The sequence below is a fragment of the Clostridium sp. JNZ J1-5 genome (genome assembly GCF_053901425.1).
Genome location: NZ_CM132773.1, coordinates 1441173 through 1462889 on the forward strand (window position 1 = coordinate 1441173; position 21717 = coordinate 1462889).

The window sequence follows — 21717 nt, forward strand, 5'->3', positions numbered from 1 at the left end:
TTATAATAGTATCATATTTTACTTCTGGATTAGTAATATTATATTTCTAGATTAATAATTTAGAATAAATTTACATTTTCTAATTTATATCCACTTTCTTTTAATTCATTCATTATCTCTCTTGAATGTTCCTTTGATTGAGATTCGATTTGGAAAGTTACATTTGCAAAATCAAGTCCTTTTTCTTCCCAGTTCTTCTCCTGTCTTACTGTTACAATATTAGCTCCTAATTTACCAATGTGATTGATAAGTCCTCCTAATTGGCCAACTTTATCTTGTAATTCTACAGTAAAACATAATCTTCTTTTTTGTAATATTAATTCTCTATTTATTATTTTTGATACCATGGCTATATCGATATTTCCGCCACTAACTAACACGGCAATTTTTTTGCCATCTACTTTAACTTTGTTTGCTAGCACTGCTGCCAATGGTGTAGCACCTGCTCCTTCTGATATTAACTTGCTTCTTTCCATAAGTGCAAAGGCAGCATAAGATATTTCATCTTCAGAAACTGTTATTATTTCATCAACATACTCTTTCATATATTTAAAACTAAGTTCACCAGGTGTTTTAACAGATATACCATCTGCTAATGATTTAGTACCTTCTACTGTTACTACTTTTCCAGCTTCTAAAGAAGCTTTACTTGAAGCAATTATTTCTGCTTGCACACCTATTATCTTAACGCTAGGTTTTATAGATTTTGCTGCTACAGCTATTCCAGCTATCAATCCGCCGCCACCAATTGGTACAAGTATAGCATCGACATCTGGCAAATCTTCTAGGATTTCAAGGCCAATAGTACCTTGTCCAGCCATAACTTCTTCGTCATTAAAAGGATGTACAAAAGTAGCTCCTGTTTCTTTTTGAACTTCTACAGCTTTTTCATAACATTCATCATAAACTTCTCCAAATTGAATTACTTCAGCACCATACCCTTTTGTTGCTTCTACTTTAGCTTGTGGTGCAGTAGCAGGCATAACTATTGTAGATTTAATTCCACAGGCAGTTGCTGCATATGCTACCCCTTGTGCATGATTTCCTGCTGATGATGCTAGCACTCCTCTGTCTTTCTCTTCCTGTGTTAAAGTCATTATTTTATTGTAAGCTCCTCTTAACTTAAAAGCTCCTGTTTTTTGTTTATTTTCGCACTTTAAGTAGATTTCATATCCACTTTGTTTTGAAAATGTACTTGAATAAAATAATGGAGTTCTCCTTGCTACTCCTTCAATATTCTTTTGTGCTTGTTTTATTTTGCTTAAATCTAATGCCACGTATACTCCCCCTAACTCTAAATGGTTTCACTACTATTTATTAAAGAATACCCTATGAAATAATTTTCAGAATATTAAATATAATGCAATTTATTCATTTAATAATTTCATTTATGTTATTTTTTTAATAGCTTGTAAAACCTTTTCTTAATTTTAATTATAGTTCAAATTATTTAAATGTCACTACTTTTTATTAAAAAAGTTCAAATTTTTTCTACACCAAACGTGTGTATTTCATTGAAAAACACACGTTCCCTTATTTATCCACCACCTTAAAAATAGAGGATTTAACCGCATACACTTGTATTTGATACACATACATATTTTAAACTTCACTCACATTTTTTTAAAACTTTATTGAAATAGATTTATTACTATGATATACTTCCAATTGTAAACGTTCTTACATTTATAACTTTATTGTCTATTTTTATATGATTTTTTCTAGTTGTTTTTAATTCCAATTATGAATTTTAAAAACTACGGACATTCATCTTCCAGTCAAAGACAAATAAAAAAAACATATTTGAATTATATCATTCATTTTACTGATTATAAGCAGAATTTGAATAATATAATTCATAGTATTCCTTTTCAATTACATAGTTAAATTTATAATTTTATATAAATTTATATTTTCAAAATAACCACAATTAATTTATTTAAGGGGGAGTATATATGAAAAAGTTAGGATTAATACCTAGAATTATTATTGCAATTATACTTGGTATTATCATTGGTAGCTATGCACCAGTAGGGTTTACTAGAATATTTACTACATTTTCTTCTATCTTCGGAAACTTTTTAGGTTTTGCAATTCCACTAATTATTATAGGTTTTATAGTTGCTGGTATTGCAGATCTTGGAACAGGCGCTGGTAAGCTTTTAGGGATCACAGTTCTTCTTGCATATGTATTTACTTTACTTTCAGGAGCATATGCACTAGTTGTAGGAAAAGCCCTATTACCTAGAATAATAACATCAGATACTTTGAGTCATGTTTCAGAAGCTAAAAAAGCTTTACAACCTTATTTTACAATTCAAATGACTCCTATAGCAGATGTTACTGCAGCTCTTATATTAGCTTTTATATTAGGACTTGGTATTGCAAAGGTTCAAAACAAGGTATTAAAAGATGCATTTATCGGATTCCAAGAAATAATATCTTCTACTATTGAAAAAGTAATTATTCCTTTATTACCTATTCACATATGTGGAATATTTGCTAACATGTCTTATACTGGAGAAGCTACAACTGTATTCTCTGTGTTCTGGAAAGCATTTTTAATAGTAATTGTTCTTCACATTACTATGATTATTTTCCAATTTATGATTGGATGTGCTTTCAACAAGAAAAATGTATTTACATCATTAAAAATTCAAACTAAAGCATATTTAACAGCTCTTGGAACTCAATCCTCTGCTGCTACTATTCCTGTAAACTTAGAATGTGCAAAAGAGATGGGAACAAGTAAAGGAATTAGAGAATTTGTTATACCTCTTTGTGCTACTTGCCACTTATCAGGAAGCACAATGACTATTACAACTTGTGCAATGGCTGTAGCAATGTTAAATGGTATGACTTTAAGCATGAGTACGATAATAGGATTTATAGCAATGTTAGGTGTTACAATGGTTGCTGCCCCTGGTGTTCCAGGTGGAGCTATAATGGCAGCTTTAGGACCCCTAAAAGCAATATTGGGCTTTACTGAACCAATGACAGCTTTAATGATAGCTTTATATATAGCTCAAGACAGCTTTGGTACTGCTTGTAACGTTTCAGGTGACCAAGCCGTTGCAATGATAGTTGATTCTTTACAAGATAAATGGAGTGACTCTTCAAGCACAAATAAAATTGCATAAATAAAATATTATTAAATTATTATCCCTCTTATTATAAATAGGAGGGATAATTGTATAAAAATCTAAATTTATTAATTATAATAGATTTAGAATATTAATTATTCTATTGGAAATTAATAAAATAACATCAATATTAAAGGAGATTAATCAAATGAATAACTATAGCATATTTGATATAGTAGGCCCCATAATGATAGGCCCTTCCAGTTCTCATACTGCAGGTGCTGCACGACTTGCTAAACTGGCGAGTCTTATATGCGGAAGTGATATTAAAAAAGTTGAATTTTTGCTTCACGGTTCCTTTGCAAAAACATATAAAGGACACGGAACCGACAAAGCTTTAGTTGCAGGAATATTAAAGATGGATCCTTGGGATGAAAATCTTAAAAATTCTTTTTCATTAGCCGAAAAAAAAGGCATTGAAATTGCATTCAAAGAAGCAGATTTAGGAGACGTGCATCCTAATACAGTTAAATTTATAATAACTAGAAAAGATGGTACTATATCTGATATTACTGGTTCTTCTATTGGAGGAGGAAATATTTTAATATTTAACGTAGAAGGTCAATCTGTAGAATTTAGAGGTGATTACCCTACTCTAATAACTAACCATAAAGATACTCCTGGAGTAATCTCAAAAATTACTACAATGCTATATATGGAAAATATAAATATAGGTTCTATGAAAGTATATAGAAATAGCAAAGGCTTAAAAGCTACAATGGCTATTGAGACTGACAACATTATACCCAATTATATAATTGAAAAAATAAAAGAAATACCTGAAATTGAAAATATAAAAGTAATAAATCCAATATCAGAAGGAGAAAAATAGTCTATGTTTGTTAATAGCGGAGTTGAACTTATTGAGATTTGTAAAAAAGAAAATTGCACTATATGGGAATATACTTTACAATCAGAAGTTGAAAACAGTGGGCTTTCTGCAGAAGAGGTCTTCGAAAAGATGAGAAAAAGCCTTCATGTTATGCAGCACTCTGCAAGCTATGCATTAGAACATGACGTAAGATCTGTCAGCGGACTAATTGGCGGAGATGCTATTAAACTTAATAAATATGCTGAAGAAGGCAATCCATTAACAAGCAAATTCATGGTTAAAGCTATGGCAAGAGCTATATCCTGCTCAGAAGTTAATGCAGCCATGGGAAAAATAGTTGCTTGTCCAACAGCTGGTTCTTGTGGTATTGTTCCTGCTGTAATTGTATCAGCCGGTGAAATGTTAAATAAATCAGAAGATGACTTAGTAAAGGCACTATTAACAACTTCTGGTATAGGCATGCTTATAGCTAAAAACGCAACAGTATCCGGTGCAGAAGGCGGTTGTCAAGCTGAGTGTGGATCAGCATCAGCTATGGCTGCTGCTGCAGTAGTAGAAATGATGGGAGGTACTGTAAAGCAAGCTTTAGATGCTGGTGCTATAGTACTAAAAAATATATTAGGTTTAGTTTGTGACCCAGTTGCAGGACTGGTTGAAATTCCATGTGCTAAACGAAATGCATCTGGTACTGTATCTGCTCTTACTGCAGCAGATATGGCTATGAGTGGAGTAGAAAGTAAGATTCCTTTTGATGAAACAGTTTTAGCTATGTATAAGGTAGGAAAACAACTTCCTTGTGAGCTTCGTGAAACTGCTGAAGGAGGCCTTGCTATAACTCCTACAGGACTTAAATTGAAAGAACAAGTTTTTGGAAATCTTTAATACGCAAAATAAGGTGCTAAAAATCGAAGTTATATAATTCAACAGAGAATCTTCGCTACGTTAATAAGTTCTAAGACTTGCTCAAAATTCTCTTAATGAATTATATAACTTCTAACTTTTAGTACCTTAAATTAGACTAACTATATGAAGTCAAGGTAATTTTAAAAGAAAAGTTATATTTTTAGTTTCTTAAAAAAGTGCATGACAAATAAAGCAACTGAGTTGCTCTTAAAAAAATAGGATTACATTTGTGGAACAAATGTTGTATTGGTTTTTAAAAGATAAAATATTACACGTATCAGTTTTTTAGAAACATGGCTCATAGCAACATAGTAATGCTTACCTTCTGCCTGTTTCTTTGATAAATATGCTGAGAAAGTTGTATCTCTCATAGAAACAGTTCTAGATGCGGTAAAAATAGCCCAACGAAGATACGTAGAGCCACGTTTTACCATCGGTGTATGAGAAGCACTATATTTGCCAGATTGATAAGTAGAAGGATCTAACCCAGCAAAAGCTAAAAGTTTAGCTGGATTTGTGAATTTTTCTATATCTCCAATTTCAGAAAGTATTATTGCTGCTAGAATATATGATATACCTGGAATACTCATTATTGGAGAGTTAATTTCGATAACGACTTCTTTTATTTGAAAGTCTAAAGCATCAATCTCAGCTTGAACTGATTGAATTAACCTAATAGTTTGTTGTAATTCAAAAGATAAAGATCTTGTGCTAGTTCCAATTGAATGCCTAGCGGCTTCTTTTAAAGCGGTAGCTTTATTTTTTCCATATTTGCCCCTAGAAGCCTTACTTAGAATACTAGTAAGCTTAGTGTGAGATGGCAATTAGCCACGTCCTCCGGACTAGGTAACTCCGACAGGAGGCAATAAGAGGAACTTTGATGAATTGACCAAACGTGTTTAGGTAATTCGGGGAAAATGATATCAATTAGCCTTGTTAGTGATATTTTTAATTTTCCCCTATAACCGATTAAACGATATCTATGCCTAGTTAGTGACTTTAGCTCTTGAATCTGATATGATACTGGTGAATAGGATTTTGTGTCATCAGAAAAAAGCATTTTAGCAATAACTAATGCATCCGTTTTATCGGTCTTGGTTTTCCTAAGGGTTTGAGCCTTACGGAAAAGATTTGTAGCTAAAGGATTAAGAATAGAGAGCTTGAGGCCTTTAGAATACAAAAAGTTTTGGAGATTAGTGCTATAATGACCTGTTGATTCAAGTCCTATTTTTACGTTAGAAATATTCCTGTCAGGTAGAGCAGCAAGAATTGTTGAATAGAGCAATTCAAAGCCTTCACGAGAATTGGATATACGTAAAGAATCATTAATAATAACACCATCTGAATCAACGATACAGCAGTCATGCTTCTCTTTAGCTACATCGATTCCAATATAAATCATAAGAACACTCCTTATAGTTTAGTCCGCTATGTTCCACTCACTTTATGCTAAATGTATCCTTGCTCTATATAAAACGTCATGCGTTATCTAACTAATTAACAAATAAGCATAAAGCTGTGGTTATATCCTAATTTAAATAGTCTAGCTATAGGTAAAAAAACTAATCCACAGCGTCTTATGTTATTATAGTAAATTATCTTTAAGAAAGGAAAAGTATAATGAATTTACTATGAGTTCATTATACAAGGTAGAATAAGGCCGCTATTACTTATACAAAACGTATATTAAGAACTGTGATAGTAATTATTATTTAGACTATAGCTAATTTAATAACTAGTGTAAGTATTATATTAACTGACTTAACCCGATGAGGGTGTCAGGGTTTTAGCGAAGCCTGTTGCAGTTATACTAGTATTTTCTAATTATAATTGATTAAGATATATAAAATTATTATCAAGTATGTATAACTATTAATGAAACTGTTAGCATTAATCAACATGCTATCGCATTTATTTATAGTAATTCATTAAGTTGTACTCAATAATGCTTACTTAGTAACTTTACAGTGTGGCTACGCCATGCAAAATTATCATTTTACTTTTCGAAGTCCTCATAATATTTACTATAATAGTACTTTTTAATTGCAACTAATTAAGGCATGTAAGATTACGTGCTAGCATATATGTATCAATTGAAGAAACTTTGAAGGAATAACTAGTAGTACTTAAGGTTTCTCAATGATACATATATGCGTTAGCTCAGTAATCTTACATGCCGCTATTTTTTATTGCTTTACCTATATTACTAATTTACTTCACACCTGAAATAACCTTAGGTGCAAGATCCACTAAATCTACCGCTTTAATCTCAGAAGGATTAGGAATCTTAATATCTACAGGTTTGTTGATATCAAAAATATCATAAGCTAAATCAATATTTACTGATTCATTATCTATTAGAAGATCTAAGTTCATCTTTTCCTGAACCACATAACCATCTTTAACTGCAAAATTTAAAACAGCTCCATTTTTTCCAAATATATTTTTCATCTCATCTATCTTTTTGTTTAATTCATCTTTATTTAGAGTTTGTTCTTTATTAGTTCCTTCTACTTTGAGAGCTTTTAAGTAAGCTTCAACTTCTTTAACTCTTTTCTCATCCTTAACATATGCCTTTAGCAGCTTCTTGACACCTTCATTGTCTATTTTAATTTTATAAGTCTGAAGCTCTTCTTCAGTGCCATTTACCACAACTTTTTGTTTTCCAGAATCCTCTATAACACCTTTTCCATTTTCATCAGTGTATTCTTTTATAAATTTTAAAATAGATTCTTGTACATTTCCAGCCTTCTTAGTAACATCCTCTATATTCATATTTTTAGAAGGCTGACCATCCTTACTCATATCTTTATTCATTTTTTCTAAACTCTCTGAATTAACATAAACATAATCAATATTTTGTAAAGCGGTACCTGCTTGGATTTTTAATATTTCTGGAATCTTAAGAAACATCTTTAGATTAACTTTATCTCCATCCATAACTATTTCTTCTATCATATCTGTATCAGTGCTTATTCCTGCTGCACCTAATTTTATATTGGCCTTAGTTTTAAAAAGCTTATTTTTTTCCACGGAAGATTTCCCATCAAGTTCTAATGTAAATTTATCTAGACCTTTTAAATTCTCATCAACCTGTCCGTTAACTTTTATTTCTGCTTTAGCTTTGTACGCAAAAGAATTAATATTATTATTCTTCTGTAACGCTTCAATCAATCCATTCTTCTTAGAGCCGCACCCTGATAATGAAAATATCATAGCTCCAGATATAATTGCAGCTAAAATCCCCTTATATTTTTTCATATTTTCCCTCCTATTTATTAAATGTCTTTATACATATATTATAAATTATATGTATAAGTAGGGAAAATGACAAAGGTAATTAATTACTTAATTTTAACTCCAAATACTTTTCCTCCTCTTGTTGCCAAAACAAGTGTGTCATTAAACACTGCTGGTGAACTTTCTATATTTGACCCCAAATTAATAGTATCTAAAACAACACCTGTTTTTCCTTCAATTAAATATAGATTTCCTATTGAATCTCCTTGGATTAAATAAGCTTTTCCACTTGGATCATACACATCTACTGGAGATGACCAGCAGTAATTAGGTATATCAATTTTCCAGACTTCTTTTCCAGTCTCCTTGTTTAGTGCCACTAATAACCCTGAATTAAACTTTTTATATCTTGCTACATTAAATATTACTAAATCATTTATTGTATTCTTTCCTATTACATTAGTTGCAAGAACCCCTCCATTTACTGGACTATTTCCAAGTAATGACATAGCTTCATAAGGCTTTTCAAAAATTACTTTTCCATTTAGGCCATTAATTTTACGTAAATATGCCTTTCCTCGAGTTCCTTGCTTATCCACCTCATTTGCAGTGTATATATATGGCACATTATCTTTTATATCAATTGTTATAGTAGCATCCGTATCGTCTCCACCATTAAATGTCCACAGCGGCTTCATTTTCTGTAAATCTAAACATTGAATACTACCTCCATTATCAGCAAAGTAAGCAAGATTCCTATATGCTGAGACTGAATTTTCAATCCCCTGATGACCATTGCCTGATATCTTGTACCTATATTTTATAATTTCAGGATTTATGCTTACCTTCTTATTAGCCTTATCAAACTTTGTATTTAATTTAATATTGTAAACCAGACCATTTTCACCGCATAAAATCATTATATCTTTATTTTTATCAATAATTGGTGAACTATCAAAAGCCCCCCATTGTCTATATGCTTTAGAATCTAAACCATTAATAAAGTACATCTCTTCCCCATTTATTAAGTTAAATATTCTATATCCTATCTTACCCTTCTCTGATATACCTTGCCCAACATACAGTAAAGGATAGCCTCTTGGATCTAGAGCTACACTTCCTTTAATAGGATTATATACTTTAATTGGTTCTCTAGTTCTTTTACCTGTATATAGATCTAAAAAGTACACATTACCATCTAAGGATGCATAAACTACTTCTACAAAATCCTTTTTTGCCTTATATTCAGGTTTTATATTCATCATTGCTTTAACATCTTCAGGCCACCTAATAATAGAAGGTTGCCCAGTCCAACCAGCTCCCCCTCCCCAGGTACTAGATGAAGTTTCCATATACCATTGTTGTTTTAATTTTTTATCTTTTATATCAGCTTTTCCAAAAGCTGGAGAAGTTCTTAAATTATCTCCTCTAAAAGTTAAAACCCCTTCTATGAAGGAGTATTTTTCAGAGAATATGGGAAACTTATTTGAATTATATTTTTCTATTTGCTTATTGTTGCTAAACAAATTCCATGAAATGTTTTCAGGACTTTTACTATTTATGTGTATTGGTGCTAAATTTACTTCATTTATCTCACTAATTTCATTGGTTGAACTAACATTCCAATCAATTATTCCTATACAACTTTTAGTTTCATTACTATCGATAACTTCTATTCCATTATGAAAGTTTCCATATATACACCCAGCTAAGGCTGTTATGCTTAATATTGAAAATCCTATAATAACTTTAGCTTTTTTTCTATTTTTCATAACCATTCTCCTTTGGATGTGTAGCTTTACACGATAATATATATACTTGTTTGGATTTATTTTCCATATAAGCACCATTTTACCATATTGTTCCAAATAAAAAAAGTATTTCACTCATATCTTGAGTAAAATACTTCTTCCATTATCAGGCTAAGGCTATTTTAAAGGTTGTTTTCGATATTATACGGAATTAACAATCTCTTAAAACTTAGCCTTATATTTCATCTGGAATATATCCCTTAAATTGTGCATTATAAAGTTTAGAGTAAATTCCGTTATTATTTAAAAGCTCCTCATGGGAACCTCTTTCCTCCACTCCATTACTTGTTAATACAACTATTTCATCAGCACTTTTTATAGTTGATAATCTATGTGCAACAACTATAGTGGTTCTGTCCTTAGATAACTTTTCAAGAGATTGTTGAATTATAATTTCTGTTGCATTATCTAGAGCAGAGGTGGCTTCATCCAATATTAAAATTGGAGGATTCTTTAGGAACACCCTTGCTATAGAGATTCTTTGCTTTTGCCCTCCGGATAGTTTTATACCTCTTTCCCCAACATAAGTATCGTATCCATCTGGAAGATTCATGATGAATTCATGTATATTAGCATTTTTAGCAGCTTCTATTACCTCTTCATCTTTTGCATCAGGGTTTCCGTATAGTATATTTTCCTTTATAGTTCCAGTAAACAAAAATACTTCTTGTTGTACCATTCCTATATTTTTTCTAAGAGATTTTAATGTTAGATTTTTTATGCTCTTCCCATCTATAAATATATCTCCTTCATTAACCTCATAGAATCTTGGTATCAGATGACAAAGTGTTGTTTTGCCTCCTCCAGAAGGTCCAACTAATGCAAGAGTCTTGCCAGCCTCAACTTTAAGATCCATATTAGATAATATAGATTTCTTATCATCATAATTAAATGTTACATTATTAAACTCTATCTCTCCTTTAATATTTTTGAGTTCTTCAGCTCCTTCGTTGTCTTTTATATCTGGCTCTATTTCCATAATCTCAATAAACCTTTCAAATCCAGTCATTCCTGTTTGATACTGTTCTATAAAAGATGTTAGTCTTCTAACTGGCTGCATAAATAAATTTATATATAAGAGATATGCTACTAATTCTCCTGGAGTTATTAAATTTTTATAAGTAAATATTCCACCAGCTAAAATTACAATTACATTTAATATATCTATCAAAAAGTGAATACCCGAAAAAAATTCAGCCATAGCTTTATATGCAAATTCTCTTGATTCTCTAAACTTATTATTCCCCTCATCAAATTTATCCATTTCATATTCTTCATTTGTAAAAGATTTTGCAACTCTTATTCCTGATATGCTATTTTCAAGCTGAGCATTTACATTTGCAACCTTTTTCCTTACTTCTCTAAAGGCATTTCCCATTTTAACTCTCTTCTTTATTGCAAACCAAAACATAATGGGTACAAAAGCAAAAACTATAATAGTAAGTCTCCAATCAATAGTACATAAAGCTGCAAAAGATCCTAATATCATAACAAAAGATATAAATAAATCTTCGGGACCATGATGTGCGAGCTCCGATACTTCCATTAAATCATTCACTATTCTAGACATTATATGTCCTGTTTTATTGTCATCAAAATAGCTAAATGGCAGTTCCTGAAGATGAGAAAAAACCTCTTTTCTCATATCATACTGCATCCTAACTCCTACAACGTGTCCCCAGTATTCAACTGTATAATTAAACAGCAACTTTAGTAAGTACAGTATTACTAAAAACAAAGACAGCTTGTACAACATATCTATTTGTCTATTAGGTATAACATCATCAATAATCCGTCTAGATATCATAGGATAGAACAAATCTGCCCCTGCTGCTAAAAATGCACACGCCATGTCTAACATAAATAATTTTATGTGCGGCCTATAATATTTTATAAACTTTTTAAACATTATTTTCCGTCCTTTCTAGTATGTTTACTATATATTATAAAGAGGATTCTTTACTTCAGATGGAGTTTTTTTCTCCAACTGAAGGTTATTAACAGAATTCTTAGGAGTTTTACTCCTTAGAAGTCGTTATCCTTTAGGTGAAGCCCTTATCTAGAGACGTAACAGCCGTTATCTCCCACTTTAGAAGTGGGAGTATTACGGATGGTAGTCATCAGATAAAACTTTATATAAAGTTATTTTAATACATACATCATATGTATGCAAAACTAAATTTTGTATTTGTAATTGATTTTATCTCTTATTTGCATTATATTATAATTAGTTGAGTATTGTTATCCTTTAATAAAAAATGTTATCTAATTTGTAAAGATGTTTTCAAGGAGGCAAAATTATGGAATCTAATACAAAAAAGCTATGGAGATGTGAAATTTGTTTTCAAGAGTTTGAAGGAGATGAGCCACCAGTTCCTTGCCCTGTATGTGGTGCCGATAGAGACCAATTTGTTGAAATAAATAGAGAAGATTCTTTAAAGAAAAATAATAAATCTATCTCTGATGGCAAAGAAGAAGGTAAAAAGACTAGAAGATGGAGATGTGAAGTTTGTTTTGAAGAATTCGAAGGAGATGAACCTCCTGTTCCATGCCCTGTATGTGGTGCTGGTAGAGAAAGTTTTGTAGAAATAACAGAAGAGGCTCCTGAAAGTCTCATAAATGATATAGAGCAAAATATTGTAATAATAGGAAATGGTGCTGCTGGCTATTATGCGGCAAAAACTATAAGAGAAAAAAGTAAAGCAGCTAATATAACTATAATCTCATCAGAAGAATATTTATCATACTATAGACCTCAAGTATCAGCTTACTTATCTATGGAAAAACTTGAAGATAATATGTTTATTTCAGATAAATCTTGGTATGAAAATAATAAAATTCATCTACTCCTTGGTAAAACAGTTAGTAAAATAAACATATCTAATAAAACCGTTGTATTATCCAATGGCCAAGCTATATTTTATGATAAATTAATTCTTGCTAATGGAAGCAAAAGCTTCATACTGCCTGTCAAAGGAATCGAAAAATCAAACGTATTTACTTTAAAAGATATAAAAGATGCTGATAATATAAAAGCTGCTATGGTAAAGGCTAAGGATGCAGTAGTAATAGGCGGAGGACTTTTAGGCCTTGAGGCAGCTTGGGAACTTAAGCAAAATGGATTAAATGTTACTGTAGTTGAGTTTATGCCTTCTCTACTTGCACGTCAATTAGATGAAGATGGTGCTAAGATATTCAAAAAATTTGTAGATGCTACTGGGATTAATGTATTACTGGGAGAATCCACAGAAGAAATATTGGGCTCAGGCTCTGTAGAAGGAGTAAAACTTCAAAGTGGCAAAGTCATTAAAGCAGAAATAGTGCTATTTTCTGTTGGAATAAGGCCAAATAAGGAAATTGCAGATAACACTGAAATTAATGCAAATAAAGGTATTATAGTAAATGATAAAATGGAAACTAACATAAAAGATATATATGCTTGTGGAGATATAGCCGAATTAAACGGTAGAGTTTATGGAAATTGGCCTGCATCCATTGAAATGGGAAAAGTTGCCGGAAGTAATGTTCTAGGGTTAAGTGTTATATTCAAAGACTTTGTATCTTCAACTATATATGAAGGAATGAATATAAAAATGTTCTCCTGTGGAGATATTAATCCTTCCTATAAAAACTTAGAAATAAAAGATAGTGAAAATAAATTCCTTCAAAAGCTTTTCTTTAAAGATGAGCTATTAGTGGGTGGATATATTTTAGGAGATACCTCTTCCTCTCAAAATATTGTAAAGGCTATTAAAAATAGTATAACTTTTGATATTGCAAAAAAATCTATACTAAAATAATAAAAAGCTGGATCATCCAGCTTTTTTTAACTATATTCTAATTTTACTTTACTTCCTCCTTCTCCTTGTTTTGAAGAACTTACTACCAGTTTCACAGGAACCCTATTTTTAAGTTCTTCTACATGACTTATTATTCCTACTGATAATTTAGAACTATGAAGTCTTTCTAGTGAATTCATTACAGTATCTAATAGTTCAGTATCTAAAGTACCAAAACCTTCATCTAAAAAGAAGAATTCAAGGGGAGCACTTCCCTTTAGCTGAACTTGAGAAGATAATGCCAGTGCAAGAGATAATGAAGCTAGGAAGGTTTCACCTCCCGATAAAGTAGTAGTTTCCCTTATATCTCCACCATTAAAGTCATCTCTTATAATAAAGTTTCCATCACTGTCAATTTCTAAAGCATACCTTTCTTTAGTTATATCTTTTAATCTTCTTGATGCTTCTCTAGCAATATATTTTAATTGATTCATAGCAGCAAATTCTACAAATTTATTTCCTTCTACTAGCTTACCTAGGTCATTTAAAAGACTTAGCTTATGCTGAAGTTCCTGCTCTTTTTTTCTAAGTTCCTTTAGTTCTTTCATATCCTGTTTAAGATCATCAATAGTCTTTTGTAGTGCTGCAATTTCCTGTATTTTAAACTTTAATATTTCTTGCTTTTCCAATCTATCTTTCTTTAATTGTTCCCATTTTTCTTCTTCTATGAATTCACCATTCAATTTTTCTTCTATTCTGCTAATATTATTCATTATATTTTTGAACTCATCATTGAATATGTTAATTTCTTGCTGAATCTCACTTATACTCTTTTCATCCAATATTACCTTTAAAACATCCTCTATATCAGTAAAATCATTCTCTTTCAATGAACTTATACACTTATTGTTTTGCTCTTCAAAACGTTTTTGAAGAATTTTTTTTGCTTCTTCTAAACTTAACTTTTTATCATATATTTGCTGCCTATTATTTTTTTCTTTTTCCAGATTATTTTTTAATCTTTCGGCTTTTTCGTTTATATTGATTATTTCTTTTCTGATAACTTCTAGATATTCCTGTGGATTTTGTCCCTCTGAAAGTTTTTTAAGTTCCTCTTCTTCTCTTTCTATAATTTCAGCCTTCTCTTTGCCGCTTTGAACTATTTTACCTAATTCAATGTCTAATTCTCTTTCCTGAATAGACAGTATTTCTTTAGACTTCTCTTCCTTTTCTATAATATCTCTTAAGTCTTTTTCCACCTTTTGAAGACTTATACTCTCTACTTCATAATTTTTTATTTCCTTCATCCTAAGGGGAATATCATCTAATTGAAGCTGTTTTTTTGATAACAGGTATTCATCTTTTATCTTATTAAACTTATTATTTTCTTTTATAAACTCTTCATTTAAGTCATTTAATAAGTTTTTTTCACTTCTCATTATCTCCCCTATCTTAGCTTCTTTCATATCAATCTTTGATTTTTTATCCTTCTGAAGAGTAATCTCTTTAGTAATCTCATCTTTCTTTTCTACATATTTTTGAACTTTATCTTTCATAAATACAAATTCATTTTCTATATTTTCCTTATTAGCCTTTAACTCTTCAATAATTATATCTTTAAGTTTTATTTGTATTGATTCTAATTCTTTTAATATATGTTCTCTTTCTTTTTGAAAACTTACTATAGTTAGAGAAACTTTACTTATGTAAGTATTAATCTCTTCTATCAACTTTTCTAATTTCTTTTTTTCTTTTTCCCTGCTCTCCAGCTCTTTTTTATCTAATGCTTTTACAGGACTTATATGATGAAGAGAACCGCACACAGGACAAGGCTTTCCTTCCTCTAATTCTGCTCCTAGAATACTTGCTAGGTTTTTTTTATTAATGTGATCTATTTCTTCTGATATCTTTTCCAAACTTTCCTTATTTTCAACTAAACTTTCTTTAGCTTCTTCTAGTTTGAGCTCTACAGGTTTTATATCCTTTTCAACTGCATCTAGTTTATTTATTAACTCTTTTCTTTTCTCATCATCCTTTAATGCACTTTCAAATTTTTCTCTATAGCTATTAACTTTTTCAGCTTTTTCTAAAAGTTTAGAATTATCACCTGGATTATCTTTTAATAGCTCTTCCATTTCCTTTTCCAATTCTATAACTAGGTTATCTTGTACTTTTTGAGCTTCTAATATTTCATTATATTCTTTTGTATATTTATCCAAATTACATCTTTTTGTATTAATTTTAGCTTCTAAATCATCTTTCCTAACTTTGCTTTGCTTGTACTCATTTTCAATTTCTAATGCTGCCTGGACTTTTTCCCTGTATTCAGGATCTACTTTTATACTATTTAATCTTTCTTCTATAGATAATATTTTCTTTACACTTTCTTCTTTATTGCAAATTATATCTTTTATCTTCTTTTCAAGAATGACTTTTTCACTATTTATCCTTGCGTATTCCAACCTTAGTTTCTTCCGCTCTTGTTGAAGTATACTTACTTTTTTATCAATTTCTATAGCTTGAATAATGTTTGCTTCCTTCTTAATTAAGCTTGGTATTAATTCTTCTTTTTTTTCTAATATTTCATTATAGTCTCTATCAGTTTTTTCTAGTGTATATTCAACTTCCTTTAATTTAGTTACTATATGCTCTAGCTCTTTTTCATTAGCTTCTACAGCTCTTTTAGTATCTTCTATCTCGTCAATAAAAGGTTTAACTTTCAATGCTTTTTGAGCATTTTCTAATCTCTCCTGCTTTATATTTATCTCTTCTAATCTATTTTTTAATTTATATTCTTTATTTTTATATTCATTAAGCTCTTTTTGAAGCTGCCATATATCTTTGTACTTTTCGTAATCTGAATCTAACTTATTCTTCTCTTCAGTTATTATCTTTTCTTCCTTTAATAATGAATCTAATTGACTCTCTTTTTCTTTAAAACTATCCTCAGTTAAACCATCATATTTTTTTAATTCTCCGCACAATATATTTTCTTCTTTTAAGTGCTTGTTTCTAACTTTTTTAATTTTGTCACCTAATTCTTTCCCAAACTTCTCTAATGCAAATATTCTCTCCAGCATATCTCTTTTGTCTTTTCCTGTTAACTTTAAAAATTCACTAAACTTTCCCTGTGGCAGTACTACAGAACGTGTAAAATCGTCAGCAGTAAGACCTATTATCTTTTCAATTTCGCTTTGGAGTTCACTAGGCCCTTCAGCTAATACAATTTCCCCTTCCTCTCCTCTTTCTATTAATCTTGCATATTTTGTATTATATCCTCCATTTTTATTTATCTTTATATTTCTTTCAGCTCTATAAGTTTTTCTTTCAGATCCAATACCGATTTCAAATTCATAACTAACTATAAGATTTTTAGTTGTAGTATTTATGTATCCCTTATTAGTTCTCGTTATTTTCCCATAAAGAGCAATGGTTATAGCATCTAAAATAGTAGATTTTCCACTTCCAGTTGGTCCGAAAATACCAAATAAGCCCTTTTCAGTTAGTTTATCAAAATATATAGTTTGTTCTTCTTCAAAACTATTCAAACCAGAAATTTTTAATACTTTAGGCTTCATCTTCTTCTTCCTCCTGTCCTACTATTCTTAGAAATAAATCCATAATCTCTTCAGCAGGTTCTACCATCCTCTGTATAGTATAAAATTCCTTAAACAGTTCCCCTATGCTCTTTTCTTTAATATTATAAAATTCCTCTTCTATAGCATCTTGTCCAATAATCTTAGGTCTAATTTCCAAGATATCTTTTTTTAAGTTCTTCATTGTTTTTATATCTTCTTGTGTTATATATTTGTCTGTCTTTATCTCTAAATAAACCCATACTTCTCTATCACTATTTTCTTCACATTTTTTTATTGCTTCTTCTACATTCTCGCATTTCCAAACTTCAATAGGTTTATAATTTTTAAAGGGTACTGTCTCTACTTTAACTTCTTCACCTGCTTTAGCATCTATAATATAACAACTCTTTGTATATCCTACTTCACTCTTACTATATTGAATAGGTGAACCTGCATAAGCACATTTAGTTTTTGCTTTTACCCATTGTGGTCTATGTAAATGTCCTAATGCTATATACTGAGCTTTTTCTGGTAGTGCGCTTGCACTTACAGCAAGACTTCCTCCTAACTGGATTTGCCTTTCAGAATCCGACTCCTCTCCTCCCAATATAAACAAATGTGAAACAGCTAAATTTATAGTATCATCTCTATACTTTTCTGAGAGTTTATCAAATAGTTCTTTTACCCTATCAGAATAATTCTTCTGTCTTTCCTCTTCTTCAATACTTTCGGATAGAACCTCATTTAATCTCTTTTCACTTGGATAAGGAATGGTTATAACAACTGCCTTTTCCCCATTAATCTCTATTTCAATATATCCTTCTCCAGCATCTAAAATTTTGTGTTCCCCACAACTTCCTAATTGAGCACTGCTTTTAGGTTTCCCTAATAGAATTACTCCTTGCTCATAGGCTATAGGACTTGCTGCTGATAGTCTATCTGGATTATCATGATTACCGGCTATTACTAGGACAGCTCTTTTACCATTATCACATATTTTTCTTAATGCTTTATAAAATAACCTTTCTGCTCTAGCAGGTGGATTGCTATTATCATAAACATCCCCTGAAATAATCACCATATCTATATTTTTTTCTTCCACAGTGTGGATAAAATCTTCAATAAACTTTTCCTGTTCTTCTATTCTGCTAGCTCCTTCTAAAGTTTTTCCTAAGTGCCAATCTGCAGTATGTAGTATTTTCATACTCCCACCACCCCGTATATTTTATTTCTTCTTTAAAGTTTACCATTTTTCTGCCTTTAAATACATAGTTTTTCCTTGGAAGATAGCTAAAAAAAGCTGTTGATAAAGTAAATTTATCAACAGCTTAAAAGCCAATTTATCTGATTGCTACCAGCTAAAACCAGGAATCTTATTTACGCTTCATCAGAAAAGCCAGATCTTTCTGTTTTAAAGAAGAATATTACAAGGATAAAGGTTAATAGTCCAAGTACAGCTAGAGCTATGCTAGGTAAAATAGAACCTACCCTAGCTAATTTACTCATTATACCGGTGAAGTATAAGAATATTATTCCTATAGCCACTGGAGCTAGAACTTTTACTATAAAACTATATACCTTGCACAATTTAAAAGAGTATGTACCATCGCTAGAGATTTCTCTAGCTGCATTTTTAGTACCCCATACCCATCCTACAAATACACAAACTAATATTCCTCCCATAGGCAAAAATATGTTAGATGTTAAGAAATCGAAGGAATCAAATATACTCTTTCCAAATATCTTTACATTGCTCCATGCTCCAAAGGATAGTGTACTTGGTATACCTACTATAAATACAGCTATAGATATAAGTATAGTTGCTCTCTTTCTTTCCACGTTAAATTTTTCTGTAAAAAATGCAACAACTACTTCTAAAAGTGATATTGTGGATGTTATTGCTGCTATAGCTATTAAAACAAAGAATAAGGTCTCAAAGAACGCTCCAAAAGGCATAGCTTTAAACACTGCTGGTAAAGTTACAAAAATTAATGCTGGTCCTTGGTTAGGCTCTAATCCGTATGCAAATACTGCCGGGAATATAACTATTCCAGCCATTAACGCAACAAGTGTATCTAAAATTGTTACTTGGAAAGCCAAAGATACTAGATTCTCTTCCTTTTTAATGTAGCTTCCATATGTCATAATTATACCCATACCTAAACTAAGAGAATAAAACGAATGTCCAAGTGCTTCTAAAACTCCAGCTGTAGTCAATTGTGAAAAGTCAGGCTTAAATAGAAATTCTAATCCCTTTGATGCACCATCTAAAGTTAAAGATCTAACCATTAATACAACTAGTAATAGAAATAGTATTGGCATTAGTATTTTACTATACTTTTCTACACCTTCTTTTACCCCTGCGATTACAACAATAGTTGTTAGGCCAATTACTAAGAAATTAAAAAATAATGGTTCCCCTGTCTTTGAAATAATTCCTCCAAAGTAATCCCCTAATGCACTTGGTTCTACATTTGATAACTTTCCTGTCATTGATTTAGTTATATAATTAAATATCCATCCTGCTATTATGGCATAATAAGATAATATTATAAATGCAGTGGAAACTGATAATACACCCGCTAAATGCCACTTTTTCTTAGGTTCGACTTTTTTAAATGCCTCTACTGCATTTGCTTGAGTTTTTCTACCTAAGGCAAATTCTGATAGCATTACTGGTATTCCTATTAAAGTAATACATAACAGATAAACTAATATAAAAGCTGCTCCCCCATTTTTACCTGTTATATAAGGAAACTTCCATATATTCCCCAATCCTACAGCTGATCCTGCTGCTGCTGCTAAAAGTCCAAGTCTTGTTCCAAAATTATCCCTTTTCAAGTTTAGTCCCCCTTTTACTTTAATAAATAATTTAATCCTTTCCCTAACATTCCAAAGTTTTTGAATGTTCAGCTAATACTATATAATTCACTGTCCCCCTTAAAATAATGTTTAGTAAAATAAAAAAATCTTCCGCTCCTATGAATTTTCATTCATAGGGACGAAAGATTATTATTCGTGGTACCACCCTATTTTGCATTTTAAATAAAAATGCCTCATTAATTCAGGTCGAGTAATTTTAATCTGGATTAAAATTTACTTTAACCAATAGCCATATATCGGTGACAACCGTCCTCGTTTACTTGAAAAAATCTTTCAACTTGGCAGCTCGGGAGTGATCATTATATACCTTACTTAACACCAATTCTCAGCAAATATTGGCTCTCTGTAGTTAAAATCCAAGTATCTTTCTCTCCGTCTTAGCTTTTCGAAACGGAATATTAATTTATATTTATTATATAAACCTTGTCTATAATTGTCAACACTTAAATATTAAAACTTTACTATATTTTTGACACAATTAACAACATGTATAACATCTTCTTTGGTAACCCAGTGGTTTGTTACAAATCTAACTTCACCATTTTCTTCCCCATTTATCTTGATTCCTTTTTCATATAATCCACTTACTAACTTTTCGCTGCTGCATCCAGTATCTTTCATACTGAAAAATACCATATTGATGTGTATGTCTTCCTGTCTTACTTGTATTCCATCTATTTTTGATAGTTCTTCTCCTAATAATAGGGCATTTTTGTGATCTTCTTTTAAGCCTTCTCTCATATCTCTTAGTGCTATAAGACCTGCTGCTGCTAAAATACCAGCTTGACGAAGTCCTCCCCCCATTAATTTCCTCTTCTTTCTTGCTCTATCAATAAATTCCTTACTTCCAGCAAGTATTGAGCCTACTGGTGCACATAATCCCTTTGATAAGCAAAACATAACAGAATCACAATACTGAGTTATTTCTGAAGGTTCAACTTCTAAATATGCTGCAGCATTGAAAAGTCTTGCTCCATCAAGATGTACAGGAACATTATTTCTCTGTGCTACAGAATATATTTCTTTCATATTTTCAAGTGATATAACTCTTCCATTAGAATGAGCATTTTCAACACATATTAGTCCAGTTCCCGGGTAATGCAAATCCTCATCTTCTTTTCTTATTCTTTTTTCAACTTCAGTTGGATCAATCTCACCTTTGTTACTTAATAAAGTTCTCAATTGTACTCCAGCTATAACTGATGCAGCTCCAACTTCATGCATTACTATGTGGCAATCATCCCCTAATATTACTTCATTACCTCTTTTACAATGAGTAAAAAGTGAAAGCTGATTTCCAAAAGTTCCACTTGGAACAAATAAAGCAGCCTCTTTACCAACTAATCTTGCAGCATACTTCTCTAATTCTACCATAGTTGGATCGTCACCATAAACATCATCTCCAACTATAGCATTATACATAGCATCTCTCATTTCTTTAGTTGGTTCAGTTACTGTGTCACTTCTTAAGTCTATATATCTCATAATAATCCCCCTTAACTATTTATTAACTTTTGTCTGATGACTACCATCCGTAATACTCCCACT

At 31.1% G+C, this 21717-nt stretch carries 14 protein-coding genes and 1 other annotated feature; of the genes, 4 read left to right on the top strand and 10 right to left on the bottom strand.

The window, feature by feature from the left end; genetic code table 11:
- Nucleotides 1-59 precede the first annotated feature (59 nt).
- Nucleotides 60-1277, bottom strand: coding sequence for a threonine ammonia-lyase (ilvA, locus tag ACWW38_RS06850; protein ID WP_456260041.1), 1218 nt, complete (start codon nt 1275-1277; stop codon nt 60-62).
- Nucleotides 1278-1955: 678 nt separating this feature from the next.
- Here ilvA and ACWW38_RS06855 point away from each other — a divergent pair.
- The 3 genes from ACWW38_RS06855 to sdaAA all read left to right on the top strand — a co-directional run bounded on the left by ACWW38_RS06855 (nt 1956) and on the right by sdaAA (nt 4857).
- Nucleotides 1956-3140, top strand: coding sequence for a dicarboxylate/amino acid:cation symporter (locus ACWW38_RS06855; protein ID WP_456260042.1), 1185 nt, complete (start codon nt 1956-1958; stop codon nt 3138-3140).
- A 151-nt stretch (nt 3141-3291) separates the two neighbouring features.
- Nucleotides 3292-3975, top strand: coding sequence for an L-serine ammonia-lyase, iron-sulfur-dependent subunit beta (sdaAB, locus tag ACWW38_RS06860; RefSeq protein WP_456260043.1), 684 nt, complete (start codon nt 3292-3294; stop codon nt 3973-3975).
- A 3-nt stretch (nt 3976-3978) separates the two neighbouring features.
- Nucleotides 3979-4857, top strand: a complete 879-nt coding sequence (gene sdaAA / locus ACWW38_RS06865) for an L-serine ammonia-lyase, iron-sulfur-dependent, subunit alpha (protein ID WP_456260044.1) — start codon at nt 3979-3981, stop codon at nt 4855-4857.
- 242 nt (nt 4858-5099) lie between these two features.
- Here the strand turns inward: sdaAA and ACWW38_RS06870 are convergent, their stop codons facing one another.
- The 5 genes from ACWW38_RS06870 to ACWW38_RS06890 form a co-directional block, all read right to left on the bottom strand.
- On the bottom strand, nt 5100-5702 hold the full coding sequence (locus ACWW38_RS06870) for a transposase (RefSeq protein WP_456260045.1): 603 nt from the start codon (nt 5700-5702) through the stop codon (nt 5100-5102).
- Nucleotides 5669-6280 carry an IS110 family transposase gene (locus ACWW38_RS06875; protein ID WP_456260046.1) on the bottom strand — a complete coding sequence of 204 codons (612 nt, stop codon included), beginning with the start codon at nt 6278-6280 and terminating at the stop codon, nt 5669-5671. Before ACWW38_RS06875 ends, ACWW38_RS06870 begins: the two co-directional genes overlap by 34 nt.
- A gap of 809 nt (nt 6281-7089) precedes the next feature.
- The gene (locus ACWW38_RS06880) at nt 7090-8139 is read right to left on the bottom strand and encodes a hypothetical protein (protein ID WP_456260047.1); all 1050 of its coding nucleotides are present in this window, start codon (nt 8137-8139) and stop codon (nt 7090-7092) included.
- A gap of 83 nt (nt 8140-8222) precedes the next feature.
- On the bottom strand, nt 8223-9890 hold the full coding sequence (locus ACWW38_RS06885; protein WP_456260048.1) for a PQQ-binding-like beta-propeller repeat protein: 1668 nt from the start codon (nt 9888-9890) through the stop codon (nt 8223-8225).
- A gap of 214 nt (nt 9891-10104) precedes the next feature.
- Nucleotides 10105-11838, bottom strand: coding sequence for an ABC transporter ATP-binding protein (locus ACWW38_RS06890; RefSeq protein WP_456260049.1), 1734 nt, complete (start codon nt 11836-11838; stop codon nt 10105-10107).
- A gap of 391 nt (nt 11839-12229) precedes the next feature.
- Here ACWW38_RS06890 and ACWW38_RS06895 point away from each other — a divergent pair, with 391 nt between their 5' ends.
- Entirely contained in the window at nt 12230-13729 is a 1500-nt protein-coding gene (locus ACWW38_RS06895; protein ID WP_456260050.1) for an FAD-dependent oxidoreductase, read from the top strand.
- Nucleotides 13730-13755: 26 nt separating this feature from the next.
- On the opposite strand, the gene ACWW38_RS06900 is transcribed toward ACWW38_RS06895, so the two are convergent.
- The 4 genes from ACWW38_RS06900 to ltaE form a co-directional block, all read right to left on the bottom strand.
- On the bottom strand, nt 13756-17286 hold the full coding sequence (locus ACWW38_RS06900; protein WP_456260051.1) for an AAA family ATPase: 3531 nt from the start codon (nt 17284-17286) through the stop codon (nt 13756-13758).
- Entirely contained in the window at nt 17276-18490 is a 1215-nt protein-coding gene (locus ACWW38_RS06905) for an exonuclease SbcCD subunit D (protein ID WP_456260052.1), read from the bottom strand. The genes ACWW38_RS06900 and ACWW38_RS06905 overlap by 11 nt, the downstream gene beginning before the upstream one ends.
- Nucleotides 18491-18663: 173 nt before the next feature.
- Nucleotides 18664-20127: a sodium-dependent transporter gene (locus tag ACWW38_RS06910; RefSeq protein WP_456260053.1), complete on the bottom strand. Its 1464-nt coding sequence runs from the start codon at nt 20125-20127 to the stop codon at nt 18664-18666.
- 153 nt (nt 20128-20280) lie between these two features.
- Nucleotides 20281-20557, bottom strand: a binding site (T-box leader).
- A gap of 62 nt (nt 20558-20619) precedes the next feature.
- The gene (ltaE, locus tag ACWW38_RS06915; RefSeq protein ID WP_456260054.1) at nt 20620-21654 is read right to left on the bottom strand and encodes a low-specificity L-threonine aldolase; all 1035 of its coding nucleotides are present in this window, start codon (nt 21652-21654) and stop codon (nt 20620-20622) included.
- Nucleotides 21655-21717 lie beyond the last annotated feature (63 nt).

Excerpts from the sequence above, each read along its gene's own strand:
- ACWW38_RS06855 (WP_456260042.1), top strand. The coding sequence starts at position 1,956 with ATGAAAAAGTTAGGATTAATACCTAGAATTATTATTGCAATTATACTT.
- sdaAB (WP_456260043.1), top strand. The coding sequence starts at position 3,292 with ATGAATAACTATAGCATATTTGATATAGTAGGCCCCATAATGATAGGC.
- sdaAA (WP_456260044.1), top strand. The coding sequence starts at position 3,979 with ATGTTTGTTAATAGCGGAGTTGAACTTATTGAGATTTGTAAAAAAGAA.
- ACWW38_RS06875 (WP_456260046.1), bottom strand. The coding sequence starts at position 6,280 with ATGATTTATATTGGAATCGATGTAGCTAAAGAGAAGCATGACTGCTGT.
- ACWW38_RS06880 (WP_456260047.1), bottom strand. The coding sequence starts at position 8,139 with ATGAAAAAATATAAGGGGATTTTAGCTGCAATTATATCTGGAGCTATG.
- ACWW38_RS06885 (WP_456260048.1), bottom strand. The coding sequence starts at position 9,890 with ATGAAAAATAGAAAAAAAGCTAAAGTTATTATAGGATTTTCAATATTA.
- ACWW38_RS06890 (WP_456260049.1), bottom strand. The coding sequence starts at position 11,838 with ATGTTTAAAAAGTTTATAAAATATTATAGGCCGCACATAAAATTATTT.
- ACWW38_RS06895 (WP_456260050.1), top strand. The coding sequence starts at position 12,230 with ATGGAATCTAATACAAAAAAGCTATGGAGATGTGAAATTTGTTTTCAA.
- ACWW38_RS06900 (WP_456260051.1), bottom strand. The coding sequence starts at position 17,286 with ATGAAGCCTAAAGTATTAAAAATTTCTGGTTTGAATAGTTTTGAAGAA.
- ACWW38_RS06905 (WP_456260052.1), bottom strand. The coding sequence starts at position 18,490 with ATGAAAATACTACATACTGCAGATTGGCACTTAGGAAAAACTTTAGAA.
- ltaE (WP_456260054.1), bottom strand. The coding sequence starts at position 21,654 with ATGAGATATATAGACTTAAGAAGTGACACAGTAACTGAACCAACTAAA.